General features: G+C 64.0%; 26 protein-coding genes. 17 read left to right on the top strand and 9 right to left on the bottom strand.

Annotated elements, in window-relative coordinates; all coding sequences use genetic code 11:
- Positions 1-41: 41 nt before the first annotated feature.
- From EN874_RS07640 to phoB, 7 genes are all read left to right on the top strand, one after another.
- Entirely contained in the window at positions 42-3815 is a 3774-nt protein-coding gene (locus tag EN874_RS07640; protein WP_127425972.1) for a PAS-domain containing protein, read from the top strand.
- 505 nt (positions 3816-4320) lie between these two features.
- Positions 4321-5379 carry a phosphate ABC transporter substrate-binding protein PstS gene (gene pstS, locus EN874_RS07635; RefSeq protein ID WP_127425973.1) on the top strand — a complete coding sequence of 353 codons (1059 nt, stop codon included), beginning with the start codon at positions 4321-4323 and terminating at the stop codon, positions 5377-5379.
- Positions 5380-5442: 63 nt separating this feature from the next.
- Positions 5443-6429 (top strand): phosphate ABC transporter permease subunit PstC, encoded by a 987-nt coding sequence (gene pstC / locus EN874_RS07630; RefSeq protein WP_127425974.1) that lies wholly within the window; start codon positions 5443-5445, stop codon positions 6427-6429.
- A gap of 3 nt (positions 6430-6432) precedes the next feature.
- Entirely contained in the window at positions 6433-7284 is an 852-nt protein-coding gene (gene pstA, locus EN874_RS07625) for a phosphate ABC transporter permease PstA (protein ID WP_127425975.1), read from the top strand.
- Entirely contained in the window at positions 7281-8084 is an 804-nt protein-coding gene (pstB, locus tag EN874_RS07620) for a phosphate ABC transporter ATP-binding protein PstB (RefSeq protein WP_127425976.1), read from the top strand. Before pstA ends, pstB begins: the two co-directional genes overlap by 4 nt.
- A 20-nt stretch (positions 8085-8104) precedes the next feature.
- Positions 8105-8809: a phosphate signaling complex protein PhoU gene (gene phoU / locus EN874_RS07615; protein WP_127425977.1), complete on the top strand. Its 705-nt coding sequence runs from the start codon at positions 8105-8107 to the stop codon at positions 8807-8809.
- Positions 8810-8827: 18 nt separating this feature from the next.
- Positions 8828-9517 carry a phosphate regulon transcriptional regulator PhoB gene (gene phoB, locus EN874_RS07610; protein WP_010911896.1) on the top strand — a complete coding sequence of 230 codons (690 nt, stop codon included), beginning with the start codon at positions 8828-8830 and terminating at the stop codon, positions 9515-9517.
- 125 nt (positions 9518-9642) lie between these two features.
- Here phoB and EN874_RS33645 read toward each other — a convergent pair whose 3' ends face one another.
- On the bottom strand, positions 9643-9900 hold the full coding sequence (locus tag EN874_RS33645) for a DUF1127 domain-containing protein (RefSeq protein WP_168247410.1): 258 nt from the start codon (positions 9898-9900) through the stop codon (positions 9643-9645).
- Between the two features lie 110 nt (positions 9901-10010).
- On the opposite strand from EN874_RS33645, the gene EN874_RS07600 reads away from it, so the two are divergent.
- Positions 10011-11693 (top strand): winged helix-turn-helix domain-containing tetratricopeptide repeat protein, encoded by a 1683-nt coding sequence (locus EN874_RS07600; protein WP_127425979.1) that lies wholly within the window; start codon positions 10011-10013, stop codon positions 11691-11693.
- A gap of 116 nt (positions 11694-11809) precedes the next feature.
- On the opposite strand, the gene EN874_RS07595 is transcribed toward EN874_RS07600, so the two are convergent.
- Positions 11810-13054: an ROK family protein gene (locus EN874_RS07595; protein WP_127425980.1), complete on the bottom strand. Its 1245-nt coding sequence runs from the start codon at positions 13052-13054 to the stop codon at positions 11810-11812.
- 349 nt (positions 13055-13403) lie between these two features.
- Here EN874_RS07595 and xylF point away from each other — a divergent pair, with 349 nt between their 5' ends.
- From xylF to EN874_RS07575, 4 genes are all read left to right on the top strand, one after another.
- On the top strand, positions 13404-14444 hold the full coding sequence (gene xylF / locus EN874_RS07590) for a D-xylose ABC transporter substrate-binding protein (RefSeq protein WP_127425981.1): 1041 nt from the start codon (positions 13404-13406) through the stop codon (positions 14442-14444).
- 160 nt (positions 14445-14604) lie between these two features.
- Complete coding sequence (locus EN874_RS07585) at positions 14605-15924, top strand: sugar ABC transporter permease (protein WP_127425982.1); 1320 nt, start codon at positions 14605-14607, stop codon at positions 15922-15924.
- Between the two features lie 28 nt (positions 15925-15952).
- Positions 15953-16750, top strand: a complete 798-nt coding sequence (locus tag EN874_RS07580; RefSeq protein ID WP_127425983.1) for an ATP-binding cassette domain-containing protein — start codon at positions 15953-15955, stop codon at positions 16748-16750.
- Between the two features lie 232 nt (positions 16751-16982).
- Positions 16983-18626, top strand: a complete 1644-nt coding sequence (locus EN874_RS07575; protein ID WP_127425984.1) for a CHASE domain-containing protein — start codon at positions 16983-16985, stop codon at positions 18624-18626.
- Positions 18627-18731: 105 nt separating this feature from the next.
- Here the strand turns inward: EN874_RS07575 and EN874_RS07570 are convergent, their stop codons facing one another.
- From EN874_RS07570 to EN874_RS07550, 6 genes are all read right to left on the bottom strand, one after another.
- The gene (locus tag EN874_RS07570) at positions 18732-18977 is read right to left on the bottom strand and encodes a YMGG-like glycine zipper-containing protein (protein ID WP_027166589.1); all 246 of its coding nucleotides are present in this window, start codon (positions 18975-18977) and stop codon (positions 18732-18734) included.
- A gap of 82 nt (positions 18978-19059) precedes the next feature.
- Positions 19060-19386: a hypothetical protein gene (locus EN874_RS07565; protein WP_127425985.1), complete on the bottom strand. Its 327-nt coding sequence runs from the start codon at positions 19384-19386 to the stop codon at positions 19060-19062.
- 166 nt (positions 19387-19552) lie between these two features.
- Positions 19553-19723, bottom strand: coding sequence for a hypothetical protein (locus EN874_RS33640; protein WP_168247409.1), 171 nt, complete (start codon positions 19721-19723; stop codon positions 19553-19555).
- A 247-nt stretch (positions 19724-19970) separates the two neighbouring features.
- The gene (locus EN874_RS07560) at positions 19971-21002 is read right to left on the bottom strand and encodes a PAS domain-containing sensor histidine kinase (RefSeq protein ID WP_127425986.1); all 1032 of its coding nucleotides are present in this window, start codon (positions 21000-21002) and stop codon (positions 19971-19973) included.
- 180 nt (positions 21003-21182) lie between these two features.
- Positions 21183-21347 (bottom strand): DUF1328 domain-containing protein, encoded by a 165-nt coding sequence (locus tag EN874_RS07555; RefSeq protein WP_126087234.1) that lies wholly within the window; start codon positions 21345-21347, stop codon positions 21183-21185.
- Positions 21348-21508: 161 nt separating this feature from the next.
- Positions 21509-22303, bottom strand: a complete 795-nt coding sequence (locus EN874_RS07550) for a response regulator (protein WP_126087235.1) — start codon at positions 22301-22303, stop codon at positions 21509-21511.
- A gap of 225 nt (positions 22304-22528) precedes the next feature.
- Here EN874_RS07550 and EN874_RS07545 point away from each other — a divergent pair, with 225 nt between their 5' ends.
- Together EN874_RS07545 and EN874_RS07540 are read left to right on the top strand one after the other, a co-directional pair.
- Complete coding sequence (locus EN874_RS07545; protein ID WP_126089684.1) at positions 22529-22732, top strand: NepR family anti-sigma factor; 204 nt, start codon at positions 22529-22531, stop codon at positions 22730-22732.
- A gap of 3 nt (positions 22733-22735) precedes the next feature.
- A complete protein-coding gene (locus EN874_RS07540; protein WP_040973662.1) occupies positions 22736-23287 on the top strand; it encodes an RNA polymerase sigma factor in 552 nt (183 codons plus the stop codon).
- 45 nt (positions 23288-23332) lie between these two features.
- Here the strand turns inward: EN874_RS07540 and EN874_RS07535 are convergent, their stop codons facing one another.
- Entirely contained in the window at positions 23333-23713 is a 381-nt protein-coding gene (locus EN874_RS07535; RefSeq protein ID WP_245513509.1) for a response regulator, read from the bottom strand.
- A gap of 165 nt (positions 23714-23878) precedes the next feature.
- On the opposite strand from EN874_RS07535, the gene EN874_RS07530 reads away from it, so the two are divergent.
- From EN874_RS07530 to EN874_RS07520, 3 genes are all read left to right on the top strand, one after another.
- Positions 23879-24640, top strand: coding sequence for a Crp/Fnr family transcriptional regulator (locus EN874_RS07530; protein ID WP_127425987.1), 762 nt, complete (start codon positions 23879-23881; stop codon positions 24638-24640).
- A gap of 76 nt (positions 24641-24716) precedes the next feature.
- On the top strand, positions 24717-25043 hold the full coding sequence (locus EN874_RS07525; RefSeq protein WP_126087237.1) for a DUF883 family protein: 327 nt from the start codon (positions 24717-24719) through the stop codon (positions 25041-25043).
- 7 nt (positions 25044-25050) lie between these two features.
- Entirely contained in the window at positions 25051-25515 is a 465-nt protein-coding gene (locus EN874_RS07520) for a phage holin family protein (protein WP_127425988.1), read from the top strand.
- Positions 25516-25559 lie beyond the last annotated feature (44 nt).

Genomic DNA, 25559 nt, shown 5'->3' with positions numbered 1-25559 from the left:
CGACGAACCACGAAGGCGGTTCGGCTGGGGGTGGCGACAGCATGGCGGACTTGGACGAGACGGGCGGGACAGGCGGCATGCGCAACCCCCTCGAAGCAGCGGTTGCGCGTGGCGACGATTCGTCCGGCAGCGAACAGCATCTTGCCGATCTCGATCGCACCATGGACGCCATGCATATGGGCGTCGTGCTTTTGGACGCCCGGCTCGACACGCTGATCATCAACAAGGCCTATCGCGACCTGTCCAGGATTCCGGACGGGGCCGTGACCGTCGGTGCCCCATTCAGCCACCTGATGGACCTCAACCGCCGCAACGGCATCTATGGCGAGATCGGCGAACAGGAGTGGCATCGCTACCTCGCCGCCCGGATCGCGGAGATTCGCGCCGGATCCGTCGCGCCGCGCGAGTTCGTCCATGCCGACGGCCGGACGATGATGTTCTCGGTGACGGCGCTGTCCGAAGGCAAGCGCCTGCTGACCTACTATGATGTCACCGAGGTCAAGCGCCGCGACGCCGAGATCGAGAGAGCCAACGCCAGGACGGCCGAGACGTTCACCAATCTTCGACTGATGGTCGATTCGATGCCGATCGGCGTCATCGTCCTCGATGCCGATCTCAGGGCGGAGGTCATCAACCGCGCCTTCTACGACTTCTGGAAGATCGATCCGCGCCGCGCCACGGTGGGCTGCGGCTTCCGCGAGCTGATGGAGGCGAGCCGCGACGCCGACCCCTATGGCGCCGACGAGGCGGCCTGGCAACGCCACATCGCCGAACGCGAGGCGGAAATCGGGGCGGGTGTCGCCGGCTCCAGGCAGTTGCCGCGCATTGACGGCCGCACGCTGATCGCCTCGCTGGCGCCGCTTGCCGGCGGCAAGCGGCTCATCTCCTATGTCGACATCACCGACATGAAGCATCGCGAGACTGAGGCCGACGATGCGCGCAAGAACCTCGCCACCGTGCTGGAATCGCTGCCGGCCGGGGTCATCATCTACGATCGCGACGACAAATTCGTCTTCGCCAACCGCAAGCTGCAGGATACGCTGCCGGCGCTGAAACCGGCCTGGCAAGCGGGCTGCACGTTCCGCGAGGCGCTCACTCTCGGTCATTCCGTCGGCTATTTCCGGTCGAGTGGCGACGCCGAGGTCGACAAGCTCTACAGCATCGAGAAGGAACGCTGGCTCGACGCCATGCTCGGGCGCTATCGTTTGCCAAATTCCTCCTACGAGCGCCAGAATCCCGACGGTCGCTGGTACCAGGTCTACGACATGAGGACCGACGACGGCACGTTCATCGGCGTGCGCGTCGACATTTCCGACATCAAGGCGCGCGAGAAGGCGCTGCGCGACTCGATGCGCCAGATCGACCTCTACCGGCATGTCATGGACGAACTGCCGGTGGCGGCCTTCATCAAGGCAGAGGATCTCAGCATCGAGTTCGTCAATAAGGCCTGGTGCGCGCTGACCGGCATCCCCAAGGAAGACGTCATCGGCAAGACGGACCGCCAGCTTTTCGGTACCCAGGATGCCGAAAGCTACAGCCAAGACGACACCGAGGTCGTCGCCACCGGCAAGGGGCGCGAGGTCGAGGAACCGGTCACCCATCGCGACGGCACCGTGCGGCAGCTGATGACGCGCAAGAACCGGCTGGTGGCCATCGACGGTTCGGTGCATCTGGTCGGCTCCAGCACCGACATCACCGACGTCAAGGCGCGGGAGCGGGCGCTCAAGGAAAGCATGAGCGAGAACGAGGTGTTCCGCAGCCTGATCGACAACGTGCCGGTGTCGATCTATGCCAAGCGCTCGGATCTGCGGCAGTTCTACGTCAACAAGGGCTGGTCGGATCTCACCGGCTTCAGCAAGGACGAGGCGATCGGCAAAACCGACGTCGAAATTTTCGGCGCGGACGGCGAAGCTTTCATCGCGGGGGATCTCGCGGTGCTGCGCACCGGCGAGACGCAGGAGATCGAGGAAAAGGTGACGCTGCCCGACGGCAGCGTGCGCCACCAGTTCGCGCGCAAGGGCGCGATGATCGCGTCCGACGGCTCGCTCTACCTGATCGGGTCGACCACGGACATAACGGAACTGAAGCAGCGCGAGGCCGAGCTTAGCGAGGCGCGCCAGCGCGCCGTGCTCGCCGACCGCGCCAAGTCGGAGTTCCTCGCCAATATGAGCCACGAGATCCGGACACCGATGAACGGCGTGCTCGGCATGGCCGAGCTGCTCGCAAAGTCCGACCTCGACCCGAAGCAGAAAACGTTCACCGACATCATCGTCAAATCGGGCAACGCGCTGCTCACCATCATCAACGACATCCTCGACTTCTCCAAGATCGACGCCGGCCAGCTGGTGCTCGACCCGGCGCCCTTCAATCTCGCCGAGGCGGTCGAGGACGTGGCGACGCTGGTGTCGACGCGCGCCAAGGAGAAGGACCTCGAGCTCATCGTCCGCGTCCAGCCCGGGCTCGACGGGCAGTTCGTCGGCGATGTCGGCCGCCTCAGGCAGATCGTCACCAATCTGCTCGGCAACGCGGTGAAATTCACCGACCAGGGCCACGTGCTGGTCGACGTCATCGGCGAGCGGGTTCCGGCCGGCACCAGGCTCACCATCTCGATCACCGATACGGGTATCGGCATTCCCGAGGACAAGCTGAAGCTGGTGTTCGAGAAGTTCAGCCAGGTCGACACCTCCTCGACGAGGCGGCACGAGGGCACCGGCCTCGGCCTTGCCATCACCTCGCGGCTGGTCGAGCTGATGGGCGGCGAAATCGGCGTCGACAGCGCCGAGGGCAAGGGCTCGACCTTCTGGTTCACCGTCACGCTGCCGCGGGCGGAACGCGGCGGGCAACGGATCATGCCGGTCGACGTGACCGGCGCGCGCGTGCTGATCGTCGACGACAACGCCGTCAACCGCTCGATCCTGAGCGAGCAGATGGCGTCGTGGACCTTCGATTCCTGCGCGGCCGAAAGCGGCGCCGAGGGACTGAAGGTGCTGATCGCGGCCGCCGCCTATGGCGTGCCTGTCGACTGCGTCGTGCTCGACTACCAGATGCCGGGCATGACAGGCGCCGAAATGGCGCGCATCGTGCGCAACACGGTCGGCCTCGCGCATACGCCGATCATCATGCTGACCTCGGTCGACCAGTCGCTCGCCACCGCCGCCTACCGCGATCTCGGCATCGATGCGCAACTGATCAAGCCGGCACGTTCCTCCATCCTCCTGGAGACGCTGGTCGCCACCATCCAGCGCCATCGCCACACAACGGCGGCTGCCCGGCCGCCGCTGGCAACCGGAACCGGTCCCGCGCATGGCGCGCCGCCGCAGCCATCGCAGGCGCAGGTGCCCGCGGCGGCGTCGAATCGTGCCCTGCTGCAGCCGCCGTCCGTCCGCGCGCGCCCGCGCCCGGCCGGCGCGGAGCGCGGGCTCGACATCCTCGTCGCCGAGGACAATGAGGTGAACCAGCTGGTGTTCACGCAGATCCTCGGCGAGACAGGCTATCAGTTCGAAATCGTCGGCAACGGCCGCAAGGCGCTGGACGCCTTCAGCAAGCTCAACCCGCGCATGATCCTGATGGATGTGTCGATGCCCGAGATGAGCGGTCTGGAGGCGACCGCCGCCATCCGCCAGCTCGAAGCGGAGATGGGGACGCATGTGCCGATCGTCGGCGTCACCGCGCATGCGCTGAAGGGGGACCGAGAGCGCTGCCTGGAAGCCGGCATGGACGACTACCTGCCGAAGCCGATCAGCCCGAAGGCGTTGCTCGAAAAGCTCGAAAGATGGCTCGGGTCGGACGCCGAAGTCCGGCGCAGCGCCGGCTAACAGTCTTGCTCGCGGAGTTACCCGCCGCGAGCAGTGTCCGCGGATCGGACGCGGGGCATATGGTGTGATCGCACCATACAAAACGAAGCCCAAGTCGCGACAATGGTCACTGTCGATTCCGCCCTTCGGTTACGGGCGGGAGCAGCGACCGCCGGCAAGGAACAGCGTCGACTCTACCCCAACGGACCTGTTTTCGGCGATGGCTATGCCATGATCCGCTCTGGCATTCGGGCAACGCGCTCTCGTCCGGATTTTATTTCCCGGCGGCCGAGATCCGGCCGCCGGGATAATTTTTGACTCAAAAGTCAGACAAGTTACTGATTCCCGCGGCAAACTCCGGCCGGTCCGCAAAGGGCGGCTGCAGGCTCCTCCAGGCATCGCCGATGAGGCGTTACCGGGCTGACACGAAACTGTCATGCAACTGTAATAATCGAGAGCTATTGCGCTCACGGGCGCCGCCAAAAGGCGGTGCCAAGAGACCATATTCCGAACAGGAGCAGGCCACATGAGACATTTCATCCGCTCGGCGGCCGTTGCGATCGCAATGGCTACGGCGTCCACGCTCACCCTGTCCGCCGCTTGGGCTGCGGACATCTCCGGTGCCGGCGCCACCTTCCCCTATCCGATCTACGCGAAGTGGGCCGACGCCTACAAAAAGGAGACCGGCATCGGTCTCAACTATCAATCGATCGGTTCCGGCGGCGGCATCAAGCAGATCAAGGCCAAGACCGTCACCTTCGGCGCCTCCGACGCGCCGCTGAAGGGCGACGAACTGGACGGCACCGGCCTCGCGCAGTTCCCGATGGTGATGGGCGGCATCGTTCCGGTCGTCAACCTCGAAGGCGTCAAGCCCGGTGAACTCGTGCTCGACGGCCCGACGCTGGCCGATATCTTCCTCGGCAAGATCACAAGCTGGGATGACGCGGCGATCAAGAAGCTCAACCCCGACGTCAAGTTGCCTTCGCAGGCGATCGCCGTGGTTCACCGTTCAGACGGTTCGGGCACCACGTTCAACTTCACCTACTATCTCGGCGACGTCAGCGCGGACTGGAAGGGTAAGGTCGGCGTCGACAAGGCTGTGGAATGGCCCGTCGGCATCGGCGCCAAGGGCAATGAGGGCGTTGCCAACAACGTCTCGCAGACCGGCGGCGCGATCGGCTATGTCGAATATGCTTACGCCAAGCAGAACAAGCTGACCTACACCGACCTGATCAACAAGGACGGCAAGAAGGTCGAGCCGACCGCTGCGGCGTTCTCGGCCGCGGCGGCCAGTGCCGACTGGAACTCGCAGCCGGGCTACGGCGTGATCCTGGCCAACCAGGCTGGCGCCGAATCCTGGCCGATGACGTCGGCCACCTGGATCCTCGTCTACAAGAAGCCCGACGACGCCGCGGCCACGACCGAAGCGCTCAAGTTCTTCGCCTGGTCCTACGCCAAGGGCGACGATATGGCCGCCGAGCTGGACTATGTTCCGATGCCCGACGCGGTGGTGAAGAGCGTCGAGGAAATGTGGGGCAAGGACATCGTCGACGCGAACGGCAAGCCGCTCTATTCCGGCATGTAATTCCTGCGGAATAAGGAGGGCGCCACGGCGCCCTCCTGTCTCTTTCGAAATGCGAGGGGCTAAATGACTTCTGTTTCCGAAGCCGTGGCATCGTCGGTCACGCGGACCAGAGAAGCGACGGTGCGCCGCTTCGCCCTCACCGACACGATCTTCCGGACGGCCACGCGCCTTTCCGCCATCCTTGTGCTGGTCCTGCTCGGCGGGGTCGCGATCTCGCTGATCGCCGGCTCGTGGGAGGCCCTGTCTAAGTTCGGCTTCTCCTTCCTTACCACCGAATCCTGGAACCCGGTCACCGAGAATTTCGGTGCCCTGGCGCCGATCTACGGCACCATCGTCACCTCGGCCATCGCCATTCTCATTGCCGTGCCGATCGGCATCGGCATCGCCGTCTTCCTCACCGAGCTCTGCCCGCGCCCGCTCCGGCGCCCGATCGGCATCGCGGTCGAGCTGCTCGCCGGCATTCCCTCGATCATCTACGGCATCTGGGGCCTGTTCGTCTTCGCGCCCTTCCTGCAGACGACGGTGCAGCCCTTCATCATCGGCCTTTTCCACGGCATACCGGGCCTTTCCAGCCTGTTTGCCGGTCCACCCTACGGCATCGGCCTGCTGACCTCGTCGCTCATCCTTGCCATCATGGTGCTGCCCTTTATCACCTCGATCACCAAGGACGTGTTCGATACGGTGCCGGCGGTGCTGAAGGAATCAGCCTACGGCATCGGCTGCACGACCTGGGAAGTGACCCGGCGCGTGACCATTCCCTACACCCGCGTCGGCATCATGGGCGGCGTCATGCTCGGCCTCGGCCGCGCGCTTGGCGAGACGATGGCCGTCACCTTCGTCATCGGCAACGCGCACCGCATCAGCGCCTCGCTGTTTGCGCCGGGCACGACGATCTCGGCGACCATCGCCAACGAATTCACCGAGGCCGACGGCGAGCTGTATACGTCCTCGCTGGTCTCGCTCGGCCTGATCCTGTTCATCATCACCTTCATCATCCTCGCGCTCGCACGCTACATGCTGTTGCGCATCGATAGCCGCACGGGAGCCTGACCGATGTCGACAGCCGCATCGCTCCACCAGAGCCGCAAGCGCAAGAACGCCGTGATGATGGCGCTGTGCGTCATCGCCGCGGGCATCGGTCTTGCCTGGCTGGCGCTGATCCTCGGCGCGCTGATCTACAAGGGCCTCTCCGGCGTCTCGCTGGCGGTCTTTACCGAGATGACGCCGCCGCCCGGCGACGCCGGCGGCCTGCTCAACGCCATCTACGGCAGCATCGTGATGACCATCATCGGCATCATCGTCGGCACGCCGATCGGCGTGCTGGCCGGCACCTACATGGCCGAGTACGGGCGCTTCTCGCGTCTCACCACGGTGGTGCGTTTCATCAACGACATCCTTTTGTCGGCGCCGTCGATCATCGTCGGCCTGTTCGTCTATGAGCTGATGGTGCGGCCGATGGGGCATTTCTCGGCGATCGCCGGCGCGGTGGCGCTGTCCATCCTGGTGATCCCCGTCGTGGTGCGCACCACCGAGGACATGCTCAACCTTGTGCCCAACGCGCTGCGCGAAGCCGGCACCGCCATCGGCGCGCCGCGCTGGGTGGTGATCCGCTCCGTCGCCTATCGTGCCGCGCTATCCGGCATCGTCACCGGCATATTGCTGGCGATCGCTCGCATTTCAGGCGAGACGGCGCCGCTGCTGTTCACCGCGCTCAACAACCAGTTCTGGTCGAGCAATCTCAACGCGCCGATGGCCAGCCTGCCGGTGACCATCTTCCAGTTCGCGCTCAGCCCCTATGAGGAATGGCAGCAACTGGCCTGGACGGGCGCACTCATAATCACCCTGACGGTTCTCGGGCTGAGCATTTTCGCCCGCAGCCTTACCGGACGCAGAGAGGACAGATGAAACCGATGTTGTCCACCGACCTTAACGTAGCCGAGACGGCCGTCGAAAAGGCCAAGATCGAGGTCAAGAACCTCAACTTCTACTATGGCCAGTCGAAGGCGCTGAAGGACATCAACCTGTCGCTGCCGGAGCGCAGCGTCACCGCCTTCATCGGGCCGTCGGGCTGCGGGAAGTCGACGCTGCTGCGCGTGCTGAACCGCATCTACGAACTCTACCCGAAGCAGAGCGCCGAAGGCCAGGTGCTGCTCGACGGCAAGAACATCCTCGACCGCTCGCAGGACCTCAACCTGCTCAGGACCAAGATCGGCATGGTGTTCCAGAAGCCGACGCCGTTCCCGATGTCGATCTACGAGAACATCGCCTTCGGCGTCAGGCTGTACGAGAAGATCAGCAAGGCCGAGATGGACAACCGGGTCGAGTCGGCGCTGAAGCGGGCGGCGCTGTGGAACGAGGTCAAGGACAAGCTCAACGCCAGCGGCCAGAGCCTTTCGGGTGGCCAGCAGCAGCGGCTCTGCATCGCCCGCACGGTGGCGGTGAAGCCGGAGGTCATCCTGCTCGACGAGCCGGCATCGGCGCTCGATCCGCTGTCGACGGCCAAGATCGAGGAGCTGATCGACGAGCTGCAGGCCGACTACACGATCGTGATCGTCACCCACAACATGCAGCAGGCGGCGCGTGTGTCGCGGCAGACGGCGTTCATGTATCTCGGCGAGCTGGTCGAGTTCGACCGGACCGAGAAGATCTTCACGTCGCCTCGCGAGAAGCGCACCCAGGACTACATCACCGGCCGCTTCGGCTGAGTTCATACGAGGACATCACCATGGCCCATACGGTCGCTTCCTTCGACGACGATCTGAGGCAGATCAGCCAGCTTATCCGTGACATGGGCGATCTTGCCGGGTCGATGGTCGGCGCGTCGACCAAGGCTCTGCTCAACTCCGACAACGCGATGGCGCAACGTGTGGTCTCCGACGATGCCATCATGGACGCGCGGCAGCGCGAGCTCGACGATCGCGCCATCACGCTGATCGCCAAACGCCAGCCGATGGCCGACGACCTGCGCAGCGTGGTCGGCGCCATCCGCATGGCCGGCGACCTCGAGCGCATCGGGGACCTTGCCAAGAACATCGCCAAGCGCGTCGGCTCGGTCGGCGTCAGCGCCGCGCCGCGCGACCTTTCGCACTCCATCGATTCGATGGCGCAGCTGGTGCTGATCCAGGTCCAGGGCGTGATCGAGGAGTATACGGCGGGCGACGCCACGGCGCTCGCCAAGCTGCGCAACGACGACGAGCGCATCGACGTCAAATACACCTCCGTCTTCCGCGAGCTCCTGACCTACATGATGGAAGACCCGCGCAACATCACGGCTTGCACGCATCTTTTGTTCTGCGCCAAGAATCTGGAGCGCATCGGCGACCATGTGACCAATATCGCCGAGAACGCCTATTATGTGCTGACCGGCACGCAATTGCCCGCGAACCGTCCGAAACAGGACGAGACGGCGATGTCGGCGCCGGCGGCCTGACAGCGAAGGTAGCTCTATATGATCGCGCCACGCATCATGGTGGTGGAGGATGAGGAGCCGCTGGGGGTGCTGCTCCGTTACAACCTCGAATCCGAAGGCTATCAGGTCGAGGTGGTGACCCGCGGCGACGAGGCCGAGATCCGCCTGCAGGAGAACGTGCCTGACCTTCTGGTGCTCGACTGGATGGTGCCGGCGGTTTCCGGCATCGAGCTTTGCCGGCGGCTCAGGATGCGGCCCGAGACCGAACGGCTGCCGATCATCATGCTGACGGCGCGCGGCGAGGAAAGCGATCGCGTGCGCGGCCTCTCGACGGGCGCCGACGACTACCTGGTCAAGCCGTTCTCGACGCCGGAATTCATGGCCCGGGTCAAGGCGCTGCTGCGTCGCGCCAAACCGGAGGTGCTGTCCAGCGTGCTCAAGGTCGGCGACATCGTGCTCGACCGCGAATCGCACCGCGTCTACCGCAAGAAGAGCGAGATCAGGCTCGGCCCGACCGAGTTCCGGCTGCTCGAATTCATGATGCGGCATCCCGGCCGGGTGTTCTCGCGCAGCCAGCTGCTCGACAATGTCTGGGGCGAGACGATCTATATCGACGAACGCACGGTGGACGTACATGTCGGACGCCTGCGCAAGGCGGTCAACAACGGCCGCATGCCGGATGTCATCCGCACCATCCGCGGGGCGGGTTACGCGATCCGGGAAGACTAGGCTAGAGCCCCGCCATCCCGATGGATCGAAATCATGTTCCAGGGGCAGAACTCAATAGCAGGCGGTTGCCGATGCCGCAGTAGTGGCGATGCAGGGGATATGCATGAGGCCCGGCTCGCCTGGCCTCAAGCCTTCCTCCGGCTTTCCCGCAGGCGCTTCACCGTTGCATCGACGATCGGACCGATGTCACTGCGATCGATACCCACATCCTCGAGATAGTGGTCGTTGAGCCTATTCAGTTCCTCGATCACGGCGATCCGGAATACTTCATCCTGGCACCAGCCCACCAGTTTGCCGAGAACGCGGCCGACACCAGAAGAGGACCAGTGGCGCCAGGCATGCGGCCTTGCGTATGGCGGCAGGGACTTCACACTCGTTGTCATGTCGAACCTCCCGGAAATGTTTATGCAGTCTCTGCCTTCTCCGGCGGAAAGACCCGAAATGCTCCTGAAAGAGTTCGGAAAAGTTTCCGAAGTCGGGTAGATTTCGGCCCATGGTGATGATCCACCGAATGGGACCGTTCCGCCTCGATACCGAGACGGGAATCGTGTTTCGAAATGCCGAGCCCCTCGCATTGGGGCAGCGAGCGGTTGCGCTCCTGCGCGTGCTGGTGGAGCGAGCGGGTGCACCCGTCTCCAAGGCTGCGCTGATGGATGCCGGATGGTCCGGTCTCGCCGTTGAAGAAAGCAACCTGACTGCCCAGATCGCGGCACTCCGCCGGGTGTTCGGGGAAGAACCCGGCGGCGAGCGCTGGATCGAGACGCTCCCGCGCCGCGGCTATCGGTTCGTCGGACCAGTGGTCCCGGCGAAGGACCCGCCCCAAGATGAAGGAGCGGAAGTGAATCCGGCACTCCTGATTCCCGGAGGGCCCTCCCTCGCCGTTCTGCCCTTCGTCAACATGAGCGGCGACCCCGAGCACGAATACTTCAGCGACGGTATCACCGAGGACATCATCACCGACCTCTCGAAGGTCTCCACGCTCAACGTGCTGTCGCGCCACACCACCTTCACGTTCAAGGGCAAGGCCGTCGAAATAGGTCAGCTGGCTCAGCGGCTGAAGGTCGGTTACGTCGTCGAAGGCAGCGTGCGCAAGGCTGGCGGGCGGGTGCGGATCACGGCGCAGCTGATCGACGCGAGCAAGGACAGCCAGGTCTGGGGCGAGCGCTATGACCGCGAACTGAAAGACATCTTTGCGCTGCAAGACGAAATCGCGCAGGCCATCGTGGCGGCGCTGAAGATTAGGCTGCTGCCAGCCGAGAAGACAGCGATCGAGAGCCGCTCGACGCAGGACCCGGAGGCCTATCAGCTCTATCTCCAAAGCCGGTATTACCGGACGCAGCAGGGAGCGAGAAACCTGGAGATCGCTGTTCGCTTTTGCCGGCGAGCGCTGGAAATCGACCCTGACTACGCTCGCGCCTGGGCTTTGGTCGCCCTCTGCCAGGCGGGCCTGCATTTCAGGGGAAGGTCAGAAGAGCCGGGCTTATCAGCCGCCGAAAAGGCGCTCTCGATCGATCCAACTTTGGCCGAGGCTCATACTGCTAGGGGGCGAGCACTGGCTGAGATGGGGCGCTTCGATGAGGCGCTGGCGGCGCAGCAGGAATCGCTGCGCCTGGAACCGGACTCGTTTGAGGTGCGGGCTAACCTTGGCGTGACCTGCCATTACCTCGGCCGCTACGAAGACGCGATCGAGCATTCCGAGCGCGCCACCCGGCTTTTTGAAGCAGACTACTGGGCTCCCTGCATTGCGGCTGATTGTTATCGAATGTTAGGCCGGCATGACGAACTCAGGGCTGCTGCACGTCGGATTTTGGAGCGCGTCGAAAGGGAGATCGCGCTGCACCCCGACAACGCACGTGCCATTGCGATAGGAGCTATCGCATTGGCCCACCTTGGAGAGAAAGCCCGCGCCAAGGAATGGGCCGCGCGAGCGTTGACGATTGAGCCGGATGACGTGATGGACCACCACAATATTGCATGCGCCTTTGCCCAGATGGGCGAGCTGGATCAGGCTATCGATCTATTGGAGACCTGCGTTCGCAGAGCTCCGCCCAAACATCTCATGTGGATCACGCGAGAGCCCGATTTGATGCCCCTCCACGGCCATCCACGGTATCAAGCGCTGATCGCGCGCGAAGAAGCGCGGTTAGCTGCGATTGCGACCGGGCAAGCGAGCTAAGCAGGTTGACTTTGGTCGCTTGTCCGATATCGACCTGAAGGTCTCGATGTCAGCATTTGGCATACAGCAGGTCGGAAATTCGGTCGCTTAGAGATGATCGGTTTCACCCCTAATCGTCAGGCGACGTTTTTCCCGGTTGAGCCGGACCTCGCCTGAACGCCCGGCGCGAAGATCTCCTGGTCGACGAAGGTCAGCGCGCGCATGGCGCAGCCTTCGCGGATCAGCGGCAATTCGTTCGGCTCGGTATCGAAGGAGATCGACTGCGAATGCTGGCCGCCGGCGGTCTGGGCGATCGCCTCGCGCAGCGCCGGCTCGATCAGGTCGAAGGCGGCGGCGCTGACGCCGACCATGGCGACCGGCGCCGGGTCGATCAGCGCGAACAGGCTGCCGAGGCTGAAGCCCAGGGCCTCGCCCGCCCGGCGATAGGCCTCGCGCTCCGGACCATCCTTCTCGCGCGCCTTGGCGGCGAGCGCGCGCATGTCGGCATCGCCGACATCGACTGGCTCGGCATCCTCGCTCATCTTCATGGCGCTGCGCCAGATGGCGTAGTTGCCGGCATAGGCCTCGACGCAGCCGCGCCGTCCGCAGCGGCAGAGCGCGCCGCCCGGACGGTGGATCATGTGGCCGAACTCGCCGCCCGAGGAATGCGTGCCGGTGAACAGCTCGCCCTTCAGCACCAGCCCCATGCCGATGCCGTGCGAGAGCAGGATGGCGATGAAATTGTCGCGATAGCGGTCGGGGTCGCGCCATTGCAGCGCCACCGCCATCATGTTGCAGTCGTTCTCCATGGTCGCCGGGATGCCGAATTCCTTTTCCAGGATGTCGGCGAAGGGAATGTCGGTCAGCGGCGTGATCGGCGACCACAGCATGGCGCGGGCATGGGAATCGGTGATGCCCTGGATGCCCATGGCGAGGCGGGCGACGCTGCCGACATCGAGGTCCGGATCCTCCAGCCGGCGCCGCACGATCGCAATGCATTCGCCGATCAGCTCTTCGCGCGGCATGGTAAGGGTATCGAGGCGACGCTGCTCCTCGGCGATGACCTGGCCGGCATAGTCGATGACCGCGACAGAGAGGAAATTCAGCGACAGCACCACCGTCACCACCGCCGCCACCTCGGGATTGAGGGCGAGGCCGACCTGCGGCCGGCCGCGCTTCAGGGAAGCGGTCTCGCTCGGCTTGCTCTCGGCCAGGATGCCTTCCTGGATCAGGTCCGCGCTGATCGCCGAAATGGTCGAGTGGCTGAGCCCGGTGGTTGCGGCGATTTCCGTTCGCGACGGCTGGCCGGCCTGTCGCACGGCCGAAAGCACCATGGCGCGGTTGCGCCGGCGCAGGTCGTCGTGGCGGATTCCGACCGACATTTCTTCCTCCCGGTCAGCGCGGCCTCTTGATAATGCATGGCCGTCGGCGACGCGCCAGATCGGTTCAGGTCCGGACAGTGCCGTCGAACCGCCTGAATTGTCTCGTTCAATTCCAGCGGAAAGCGTCGCGCTTCCTTGGAACTGTTTTGGGATAGTGGCAGAAGCGGCAGGGACTGTCATTATTTATTGCGGGCCTCGAAAAAAAGTCCGGGCCACCTCAAAAACCATCATTGTCGCAGTTGACAGCGCTTCGGCGTTGGATCACTATTTTTTCGAGGCTCGAAAAAAAGCCTCGGTGCCGGCCTTCGGGCCAGTCTGGGTCGCGCCGCAAGGGCGCAGGGAGGAAATCATGAAGAGATTCGCAACCGCCATGCTGGCGGGTGTCGCCTTGTCGTTGACGCTTGCGTCGGTCGCCGAGGCGAAGGACAAGGTGATCGGCGTTTCCTGGTCGAATTTCCAGGAAGAGCGCTGGAAAACCGATGAAGCGGCGATGAAGAAGGCCATCGAGGCGGCCGGCGACAAGTATATTTCCGCTGACGCGCAGTCCAATCCGGGCAAGCAGCTGACCGACGTCGAAAGCCTGATCTCGCAGGGCGCCAATGCCCTGATCGTGCTGGCGCAGGACGCGTCGGCCGTCGGGCCGGCGGTGCAGAAGGCGCTGGACGAGGGCATTCCGGTCGTCGGCTACGACCGGCTGATCGAGAACAAGGACGTCTTCTACCTGACCTTCGACAACAAGGAAGTCGGCCGCATGCAGGCCCGCGAAGTGTTCAAGGTCAAGCCGGAAGGCAACTATGTCTTCATCAAGGGCTCGGGCGCCGACCCGAACGCCGATTTCCTGTTCGCCGGCTCCATGGAAGTGCTGAAGGAAGCCATCGACGGCGGCAAGATCAAGAATGTCGGCGAGGCCTATACCGACGGCTGGCTGCCCGCCAACGCGCAGAAGAACATGGAGCAGTTCCTGACCGCCAACGACAACAAGGTCGATGCGGTGGTGGCGGCCAATGACGGCACCGCCGGCGGCGTCGTCGCGGCGCTGACGGCGCAGGGCCTCGCCGGGACCGTTCCGGTGTCGGGCCAGGACGGCGACCACGCCGCGCTGAACCGCATCGCGCTCGGCACCCAGACCGTGTCGGTGTGGAAGGACGCGCGCGAACTCGGCAAGAACGCCGCCGAGATCGCCTCGGCGCTCGCCGACGGCAAGAAGATGACCGACATCGCCGGCGTCAAGGATTTCACCACGCCGGGCGGCAACACTGTCAAGTCGCTGTTCCTGACCCCGGTGGCAATCACCAAGGACAATCTCAACGTGGTCATCGACGCCGGCTGGATCAAGAAGGACGAGGTCTGCGCCGGCGTTGCCGCGGGCGCCGTCGCCGCCTGCAACTGAGGCAGGCCTTCCAGTTTGAAGACCAGGCGCCGCGGCCCATAAGCCGCGGCGTCCATCAAGCTTCGTTTCGCAACGGGCTTCCGGCTTCAAGTGAGCCGGGAAAGCCAATAGAATCATGTTCCGGCAACCGCGCCAGACGGCAAACCGGTGGGAGGAAATCATGACCGATACGACCTCAAGCACGGTCGCCGCGGACCGGGCACGCGCAGCCGAACTCAGCGCCGCCGGCCGCTTCCTCAAGGCAACCGAACTCGACACGCGCATGCTCGGCATGGTCGGCGCGCTGCTGGTCATCTGGATCGGCATCCACGTCCTGTCGGGCGGGCTTTTCCTGACGCCGCGCAACCTGTGGAACCTGTCAGTGCAGACGTCCTCGGTAGCCATCATGGCGACCGGGATGGTGCTGGTCATCGTCATGCGCAATATCGATCTTTCCGTCGGCTCCGTCGAAGGCGTGGTCGGCATGATCATGGGCGTGGCGCAGGCCGAATTCCTGATCCGGGTCATCGGTCTCGAGCTCGGAAATCCCTTGCTGTGGATCATCGCGCTCGCCGCCGGCGTGGTGCTTGGCCTGGCGATCGGCGCGTTCCAGGGCTTCATCATCGCCTATATGGAGGTGCCGGCCTTCATCGTCACGCTGGGCGGCCTGCTGGTCTGGCGCGGCATGGCCTGGATGATCACCAGCGGCCGCACGGTCGCGCCGCTCGACGCCACCTTCCAGTTGATGGGCGGCGGACCGCGCGGCTCGATCGGCGCCACGGCGAGCTGGGTCGTCGGCGTCGTCGCCTGCGCGGCGGTCGCCTTCGCGCTGCTCAACGGCCGCTCGCAGCGCAAGCGGTTCAATTTCCCGCTGCGTCCGGTGTGGGCGGAAGTCTTCCTCGGCGTCGTCGCCTGCGCCGCCATCCTCGGCGCGGTCTCAGTCGCCAATTCCTATCCGTGGCCGGTCGGCATCGTGCGCCAGTACGCCCAGCAGAACGGCATCACCATTCCCGAAGGCGGTCTGTTCATCGCCCACGGCATCGCCATACCGGTGCTGATGGCGGTCGCGGTCGGCATTGTCATGACCTTCATCACCCGGCGAACCCGCTTCGGCCGCTATGTCTTCGCCATCGGCGGCAATCCGGAGGCGGCCTCGCTCGCCGGCATCAACACGCGCTGGGTGACGATGAAGGTGTTCATGATCATGGGCGTGCTGGCCTCGATCAGCGCCGCCATCTCGTCGGCGCGCCTCAACGCCGCCACCAACGCGCTGGGCACGCTGGACGAGCTGCTGGTCATCGCCGCCGCCGTCATCGGCGGCACGTCGCTCGCCGGCGGCTCGGGAACCGTGCTGGGGGCCATGCTCGGCGCGCTGCTGATGCAGTCGCTGCAGTCAGGCATGGTGCTGCTCGGCATCGACTCGCCGCTGCAAAGCATAGTCGTCGGCGCGGTTCTGGTCGTCGCCGTCTGGCTCGATACCGTCTACCGAAAGCGAGTCTGAGCAAGAACTTCAGGGAGGAGACGCGACCATGGAAAAGACAGCTCCCACCGGCACGCCGCTGATCGACATGCGCAACATCTCGATCGCCTTCGGCGGCATCCGCGCCGTCGACGATGCCTCGATCGATCTCTTTCCGGGCGAGGTGGTGGCGCTGCTCGGTCACAACGGCGCCGGCAAGTCGACGCTGATCAAGATCCTGTCCGGCGCCTACAAGCGCGACGCCGGCCAGATCTTCGTCAACGGCGAGGAGGCGCACATCTCCAATCCGCGCGACGCCAAGAAATACGGCATCGAGACGATCTACCAGACATTGGCGCTTGCCGACAATGTCGACGCCGCCGCCAACCTTTTCCTCGGCCGCGAGCTGATGACCGCCTGGGGCACGCTCGACGACGTCGCCATGGAGGCCGAGGCGCGCAAGGTGATGGGCCGGCTCAACCCACGCTTCCAGCGCTTCAAGGAGCCGGTGATCAAGCTCTCCGGCGGCCAGCGGCAATCGGTGGCGATCGCGCGCGCGATCCTGTTCAACGCCCGCATCCTGATCATGGACGAGCCGACGGCGGCGCTCGGGCCGCAGGAGACGGCGCAGGTCGGCGAGCTGGTCAAGCAACTCAAGGCCGACGGCATCGGCATCTTCCTGATCAGCCACGACATCCATGACGTGTTCGAGCTGGCCGATCGTGTCTGCGTGATGAAGAACGGCCAGGTCGTCGGCACGGCGCGCACCGGCGACGTGACCCAGGACGAGGTGCTTGGGATGATCATTTTGGGCAAGTGCCCGCCGGGCGCCATCCCGGGTCCCGGAGCGCTGAAAATCGCGGCCTGAAGCGCGTTGCGCTGAACTGATTCAGCGCGACGCGCTTCAGGCCTTGTTCTTCTGCATCTCGTTTTCGCAAGACCGCTGCGCACTTTTTGCGCGACATGTAAACGCATTAAGTTAGCCGGCTAATTTACGAATGATTGATGTGCCAGCCGCCGCGATGGTTTGGCCTCGCCATTGTGTTGACGCGGAGACTTGCTCATAAAGGTGGTCAACCATCCATGGGCCGCACCCTGCGTTGAAAAAGCTCTTTCCGATCGTCGCTTTCATCGCCGTCGCGCTGATCAGCCTGACGATGGCGGGGTTTGCCTATTTCGCGACCCAGGAGGCGGCGCGCATCAAGTTCGAGGGAACGGCCGACGACGCGCTCAACCGCATCGAGAGCCGCATCGACCTGCATCTGTCGCTGCTGCGCTCGACGCAGGCGCTGTTCGATGCCCGCAACGGCGACATCACGCGCGGCGAATTCAACGCCTTCTTCACCGCGCTCGACATCGACGACAATTTCGCCGGCCTGCGCGGCATCGGCTTCCTGCGGCTGGCGAAGACCGGCGACGAGGCGGCGGTCGAGCGCGACATCCTGCACGATCACGGTTCGGCGCACCCGATCTATCCTGCCACCACGCAGCAGCCGTGGCGAACGCCGATCGTGCTTTTCGAGCCACTCGACACGTCCAACCAGTCGATCATCGGCTTCGACATGTTCAGCGAGCCGATGCGGCGGGCGGCGATCGAGAAGGCCATGGCCGACGACCGGCAGCATGCGAGCGGACTCGTTCAACTTGGCCAGGGACAAGGGCAGGAGCAAACCTTCCCCGGTTTTCTGGTCTTCGTGCGGCTGAACGTGGAAACGGCTCCGGACGTCATCAATGCCAGCCGCTCCTCGACCGCGGGCCTCCTCTACGCCGCCTTCCGCGCGCGCGATTTGTTCCAGGTGGCGCTCAGCAAGGCTCCGCTGCTGCCGGTCAATGTCGAGATTTATGACGGCAAGCCGGGAGGCGACAATCTCCTGTTCCGGTCGGAGGCGCCGCCGGCCGAATCGCTTGGCGGAAGGCTTGTGGCGCGCCGGGATATCGTCGTGGCCGGCCGGCCCTGGACTGTCCTGTTTCGGCCGACGAGCGCTTTTTCGTTGCCTTCCTCACGCGCCATTCCGGTGATGCTCGGGCTGTTCGGCCTGCTGCTGGCCGGGGCGATCGCCCTGGTGGCCCGCTATCAGGAACGCGCCTATGAGGCGAAGTCGCTGCTGCATGAGGCGACGGAGAAGAGCCTGCTGGAAAAGGAGCTGATCCTGCAGGAGATGAAGCACCGCATCAAGAATTCGATCACAAGGGTGCTGGCGATCGCGCGGCAGACTGCTTCCCAGGCCACCGACGTGAAGGAGTTCTCCGCATCATTTTCGGCGCGGCTGCAGGCGATGGCCGCGTCGCAGGACATGCTGACACGCTCGCGCTGGCAGAAAGCGGATCTCGGCGATCTCCTGCGCATCGAACTTGGCCAGGTGTTCGGCAAGGAGCTCCCCGAAGGCATATTGTCGGGGCCAGAGGTGCTGCTCGACGAGACGACGACACAGGCGCTCGGCCTGACCTTCCACGAGCTTGCCACCAATGCGCTGAAATATGGCGAAGCCGGCAGCACGGCCAATGTTCTCAAGGGAGACTGGGCGCTGAAAGTCGACTGGATGGTGGAACGGCGCGGACGCGAGCGGACGCTGGTGCTCAACTGGCGCGAGACGGGGCAGGAAAAGCTGGAAGCACCGGCCAAGACCGGCTTCGGCACCAAGCTGATCGATCTCAATGTCACGCGCGAGCTGCACGGCACGATCAAGCGCGATTTTCAGGCCGACGGACTGAAAGTGGAGATAAGGCTTCCGCTGACGGAGTGAGCGAGCCTTTCAGCGGGCAACCGCTCGTTCAAACACAAGAAATGGAGGCCGGCGAGCCGGCCCCCAGATTGGCATTTTACGCAATTCCGAACCTGGAATTGCTGATCAATTGCAGCGGGCGGTGTAAATCCGGCCGCGGTGATCGCGATACTGGCAATAGCCATTGCGCAGATTGCGGACCAAGAGGCCGGACCCGGCGCCGACGGCCGCGCCGATCAGCGCGCCCTTGCCGCCGCCGACCAGGCCGCCCACACCGGCGCCGATCAGGCCGCCGCCGACCACATCCTGCTCGGTCGTGGTGCAGCCGCTGACAGCGACCACGGCAACCATGGCAATGATCATCTTCCGCATAAATTGCTCCTCACTTTTGTCCTCACTTTTGGCAGTACCAGCCGCCATTTAGCACGAAAAGGCGGGCTTTGCTTGCCTGATCTTACTGTTGCTGAAGATAGTCTTTTTCGGGGCGCGCGCCGTTCGACGCGACAACCGTGCCGGAGACCTCCAGCGACGCGACGAGCGTGCCGTCGGGACGCACGGTCCAGAGGATCTGATCGTAGTCGTCCTCGAGCGCCGGATCGACGGCAAGGCACTCGCCCATGATGTGCGGCGTCCGGCCCCGCAGGTCGCCCAGCGCAAAGGGCCGTTCGGCAATGCAACCCTCGAAGGTCTCGAAAACGCTGACCGGCACCGGCAGCTGGCGGCAATCGGTCATAGTGTCCGAGCAGCCGATGACGAGGAGCAAAGCGGCGATGTGTTCCACGGAGTGATCCTCCCGCCGCCAAGAACGATTCTCGCCGCTCAAAAGTTCCCGGCCAGCTACCCTTGCCGGCCACGATACCGCGAGCCCTTAAGCGGCTCCCGGAATTGCACCAGTGGCCCGGAATTGCTCCGGTGGCTATGCGGTTGCCGAGCGGGAACTCATCGGATCAGGTCAGCCGCCACGCCGCCGCCAGCACCAGCGCGGCAAGGAGCGCGACGGCGCCGAGGCGGAGCGACAGATGGGCGGAACGCGGCAAGGGCGGCGCCTCGGCATCCTGGAAGCCGCTCATCGAGACGCGGGCGGCCTGCTCCAGCCTGTTCATGTCGGCAACCATCATTCAGTCCTCCCGGATCGCATGCCCACTCGTGTGCCAAATCACGTGATCGGGCGCGATTGGGTTCCGGCGCACCCGCGCGGTTCAGCGTTCGATGGGGCCGCCGACCCGCTCCAGGTGTTTGTTTCTGCACAACTCCAGACGAAAATCCGTCGAACGCTTTTCCCGGAGTTGCTTTCAGCCGGGAACAGAATCGGACTTTATGGTGAACAGCCGGTTAAGGCTCGCCGGCGAATGGCGACGCGGCGGTTCACTCTATCTCGAAATTGCCGCGCGGGATCGTGAGGCGGTATTCGAGACGATCCTCGTTGATATCGAGGGTGGCCGAGCCATTCAGCGACGTCGGCACAACACGTTCGAGAGCGACGCTGCCAAAGCGTTTTTCGTCGCGCCGGCCGGCGCCGATCTTTTCGGCCCATATCAGCAAAAGACCGGGCGAGGTCTCGCTGCCGGCGGCGATCCTGGCGCTTACCTTGATCCGGCCGTCGGGCCGCGACAGGGCGCCGTAACTTACCGAATTCACGGCCAGTTCATGCATGGCAAGCCCGATATGCAGGGCGGCGTTCGGATTGAGGTAAGGGTTCTCGCCATCGAAACGCAAGCTGCGACCTGGATCGGCGCTATAGCGGCCGACCTGGCCGGATACGAGCTCCCGAAGCGCAGCTCCCCGCCAGTTGGAGGATGTCACCAGATCTTGAGACGATGCGAGCGACTGGAGGCGTCCGCGAAAGCGCGTCAGGAAGTCGCCAAGCGTCTCGGAGTAGCGCCCGGTCTGGGTGGCTATGCTCTGGATGATGGCCAGAAGGTTCTTCGAGCGATGGCTGACCTCCCGCAGCAGCGTCTTCAGCGTCTGCTCGCGGCGTTTCTGCTCCGTCGTCTCGACCATGGTGGTGACGACGCCCTGGACTTCGCCGGAGTCGCTGCGATCGGCATCGATCCAGATATGGAACCAGCGCACGCCGTCATTGTCGGGAATGCCGAGCTCGAGGCGATCGGCGTTGCCGGTTTCAACCACCTTGCGCTTGGCCGCGCCTATGCGCTCGGCCTGTGCGGGGGACAGCAAATCCTTGCCGTCGGCTGTCTCGGATGCCCACGGCGCGCGCATGTTGCGGGCCCAGACGGTTTTCATTTCACGATCCTGGTAGAGGACCGAAATTCCAGCATTGTGCAGCGCATGGAGCAGCGCGCGCCCGAGCTGCATCCCGCTTTCCGCCGGATGCATCGCGATCACTTCATCGCTGCGTCTTTCCGTATCGTCTTTCTCCGAGGCCTTGGAACGCATCCAATACTTCCCGCATCCAGGCTTGAACGGCTAAGTCGGGTTACCGCCCCCGGTTTTGACACGCCGAGGCTGCGCGTAGCCCCAAAAGCGGTCCGCCGGACGATGCCCTTTGGAGACACCGCCCGGCGGTAGCTGGAAACCGTTTGAGGGGTGCGGCTTCCAGTGTTCGGCGTTCTCGCGTCAGACCCGTCTGAAGAGGCCGGCGATAAGCGAAATCACCAGGAAGGCAAGGAAGATGAAGAACAAGATCTGCGCGATGCCAGCCGATGTGCCGGCAACGCCGCCGAACCCAAGCGCGCCGGCGATAATCGCGACCACAAGAAAAACGAGCGCCCAGTACAGCATGATACATCTCCTTCTGATGACCTGAAAAACGTGGTTGGATAGCGTTTGTTCCACCATTTGCGGAAAAAGACGACCCCTGGAAGCAGTTGCCGATCAGGCACCGCCAGCCTCATGCGAGGCGGGACCCTCGCATGAAATATCGGTCGTCGGCACGGATAGGGTCAGGCTGCGGCTTTTGCCTGGCGGTCGAAGAAAAGCGCCTGGCTGATCAAGGCCTTGACCATCTCGGGATTGAACGGCTTGGTCACCAGAAACGCCGGTTCCGGGCGCTCGCCGGTCAACAGGCGTTCGGGGAAAGCGGTGATGAAGATCACCGGCACCGGTGTCGAGGACAGGATCTCGTTCACCGCCTCGATGCCCGAGCTGCCATCGGCGAGCTGGATGTCGGCCAGGACCATTTTCGGACGCGTCTTGCCGAAAATCGCCACCGCCTCGGCATGCGTGCGCGCGGTGCCAACAACGCGATGGCCGAGGCTTTCGACCATCTCCTCGATGTCCATGGCGATCAGCGGCTCGTCCTCGATGATCAGCACGTCGGTCGCGACCTGGCGGGAGATCTCGCTGCTTGCCTGGGCAAGCAATTCCGAGAATTCCTGTTCGTCGGCGTCGAGGATTTCCGCCGCCTCGTCCTCGCTGAAACCTTCCACGGCGACCAGCAGGAAGGCCTGCCGCGGCCGCGGCGCGATCGCGTTCAGATTGGCGGCCGCCCGCTGCTCCCAGGCGGTCTGCGCATGCTCCTGCGGCACGCGGATGGCAATCGAGGTGAAGAGCCTGGCGAAGACCTTGTACAGCGCGATGCGATCGCTCGATGCCTTGGGGAAGACGTCGGTGTCGGCGATAATGGCTTCCAGCAACGCGGCGACCAACGCGTCACCGCTTTCCTGGGATCCCGACACGGCGCGCGAGAAACGGCGAAGGAACGGCAGGTGAGGAGCGATGGTTGCGGATAGGCTCATATTCGACGTCTCCCTCAGATGACGCTGTTGCATTTCCATTAGGCCAGACAGGTCGCGAACCCCGGCAAACCAACGTCGGCTTTCTGAAAAAGTTCCGCCGGGCGTGGAACTAAATTAGGAAGCGGACGTTTGGGGATTTCGGGATGGGCAACCAGACAAAGGTGCCGCTTGCGTTGTGGTCTGTGGTTCTAGAGCGGTTTCGGGTGCTTGGGAATTAGGGCAAATATGAAAGAAATGTCAAAGAATTCAACGACTGGCGCCATGGGCAGGCACCGGAATGGGGGTGGCAATCCGCTCGGACCGAACTCCGAAATTGCCCGCAAGCTCAAACAATATTACGACGATCTGGTTTCCGATCAGGTGCCGGATCGATTCGCTCAGTTGCTCAGCCAGCTGGAAAAGGCCGAACCCGCCGAGAAAAAGGACTGAGGCATGGCGGCGGTCTCCCAGAGCTTCAAGACCGAGCTGCTCGGCGCGATCCCGAGCCTGCGCGCCTTTGCGGTATCGCTGACGCAGAATGCGGACAAGGCGGACGACCTTGTCCAGGAAACGCTGGTCAAGGCGTGGGACAAGCATGAGAGCTTCCAGCCGGGCACTAACCTCAAAGCCTGGCTGTTCACCATCCTGCGCAACGAATTCTATTCGCAGATGCGCAAGCGCGGCCGCGAGGTGCAGGACAGCGACGGCATCATGACCGCCAGGCTTGCCGTCCACCCGGCGCAGCACGGCCAGCTCGACCTCAAGGATTTTCGCGGCGCGCTGGAGCAGCTGCCGGAGGATCAGCGCGAAGCCATCATCCTCATCGGCGCGTCCGGCTTTTCCTACGAAGAGGCGGCCGAGATCTGCGGTTGCGCAGTCGGCACCATCAAGAGCCGGGTCAGCCGGGCGCGCGCCCGGCTGCAGGATATCCTCAAGATTTCCGGCGAGGACGAATACGGCCCCGATGCGATCTCGGCGCAGGTGACCGGTTCGAACGCGGCCTGACGTCGCGCCGCATCGAATATCGTTCCCTGTGGCGAATCAACCCGTTCAGGCGGCCGCCGCGCGCCCGCAGGCGGCAGCCAGGGCCGTGACCAGGTCTTCGCCCGAAAAGGGCTTGCCGATCAGCCGTATCTCGGGAAAGGAGTCCCTGAGGTCGTCCGAGTCCGAATAGCCGGTGGCAAAGACGAACGGAACGCCCGTGCTGCGCAGTCGCCCGGCAAAATCGAGGGTCGAAACGCCGTCCAGCATCAGGTCGACGACGGCCGCGTCGAAGCGCGACGGCAGGTCCTGCTCGTCGATCTCGGTCAATCCGCGGGCGATGGCGACATCGGCGGCACCATGGTCCCGGCACAGCTGTTCGACATCCATGGCGATCAGGAATTCATCCTCTACAACCAGGATGCGCAATCCGTCCAGCAATGAGGGCACGTGTCGGCGACTCCTATAAGGCCCGCAGTCATGCGCGGTATTTGGGTCTCTGTCATTTAAAAAAGACATGACCGGGTGATGCATTGCCGTGAACGGCGGAACCTCGGTGCGCGTGGAGCGTTTCCATTCGCCCGATCGGGGGAGGGATTTCGAAGAGGGGTCGAAATGTCCGGCCAGAGCGCACCTTCCGTTTCCAGCCGCCAATACCCTTGCGAGAAATGTCCGCTGCGGCCGCTGCCGGCTTTTCGCGAATTCGAAAGCCAGGAGCTGTCATTCATCAGCGGCTTCAAGAAGGGAGAGCTCGCGGTCGACAAGGGCGCGACGGTGCTGGTCGAAGGCAGCCACAGCGCTCATCTCTATACCGTCCTCTCGGGCTGGGCATTCCGCTACAAGCTGCTACCCGACGGGCGGCGGCAAATCCTCAACTATTCCATGCCGGGCGATCTCATCGGCCTGCAGGGCAGCCTGATGGGCGAGATGCAGCATTCCGTCGAGGCCTTGTCGCCGATGCTGCTGTGCGTCTTCGAGCGCGACCAGTTGCACGAGCTCTACCGCAACTACCCGGGCCTGGGCTATGACATCACCTGGATGGCATCGCGCGAGGAACGCATGCTCGATGAAAACCTGCTGAGCATCGGCCGGCGCTCGGCGCTGGAGCGCACGGCCTATCTCGTTGCCTTCATCTCCAGCCGCGCCCGGGGCGCAAGCCTGGAAAGCAAGAAGCCGATGCAGATCCCGATCACGCAACAGCATATCGCCGATACGCTCGGCCTTTCGCTGGTGCACACCAACAAGACGATCCGCAAGCTGATCGACCGCAAGCTGATTGCGTGGCGCGACGGCGGTTGCGAGATCATCGACCAAGAAGGGTTGAAGGACCTCGCCGGTTGGGAAGGCCTGGGTGAGGAGCGCAGGCCGCTGATCTGAAGGACCCGGGCTGCGAGGTACGGAACCCTGGTCTCGACCGGGCGTTGGAAGCGAAGCGAACTTAAGGAGTTAAGCAATGGCGACCGCCTCAGGCAGATCCGCAACGGATGCTCCCTCCAACACCGACCTCGAGGCCGACATCCGGCAGTTGAAGGCCGACATCGAAGAGCTCACCAGGCAATTGGCCAAGACCAGGGACGACGGCTACGGCGCGGCGCGGCGAGCGGCCACCGAGGGCGTCGAGCAGTTGCGCGCGCAAGGCGAAGCAGCGTTCGAAAGCGTGCGCGGAAGCGCCCAGGACCTGGAAGCGCAGTTGATAGCCAGCGTCCGCGAAAAGCCGGTGACATCGCTGGCGATCGCCGCGGGAGTGGGCTTCCTGTTCGCTCTGCTCTCGCGCCGCTAGCCCGCATATGGGGACGCTGGCTTCGCTGATCTCGGCCCTTGCTTCCGGCGAGGCGACGGCCGCTTTGCAAAGAGCGCGCATGACGGCAATCCTCTACGGGCTTGCCGGTGTTTTTGCCCTGTGCGGCGTCGGCTTCCTCGTCGGCGCCACCTACATCTGGTTGGCCGGGCGCTACGGCGCGCTGGCGACTTCCCTGGGCTTCGGCGTGGGGTTCCTGGTGTTGGCGGCGCTCATTCTGGCGATCCACAGGCTGACCGCCGGTATGCGGGCGCGGCGACGCGCGCGAAGGCGAAAGGCCGACATGACGGCCGTCGGTATCACCGCGGCGCTCGCGCTGCTTCCGGCGCTGGCCAAGAGCAAGGGTGGCCTGGGGGCGCTTCTCGCCCCCGCGATCGCGCTCGCCGCCTACGCCATCTACCGTGAGAATGTGAAGCCCGGGCCCGGCGATCCGGATTCCGGCAGTGGATCTTAAGCGGTTCAGCGTCAGGCAGGAACGCCGAACCGCGATTTGTCTTT

This window comes from Mesorhizobium sp. M1D.F.Ca.ET.231.01.1.1 (genome assembly GCF_003999155.2).
GTDB lineage: Bacteria > Pseudomonadota > Alphaproteobacteria > Rhizobiales > Rhizobiaceae > Mesorhizobium.
The sequence above is the reverse complement of the archived record's forward strand: the minus strand, read 5'-3'. Positions and strand labels throughout refer to the sequence as shown.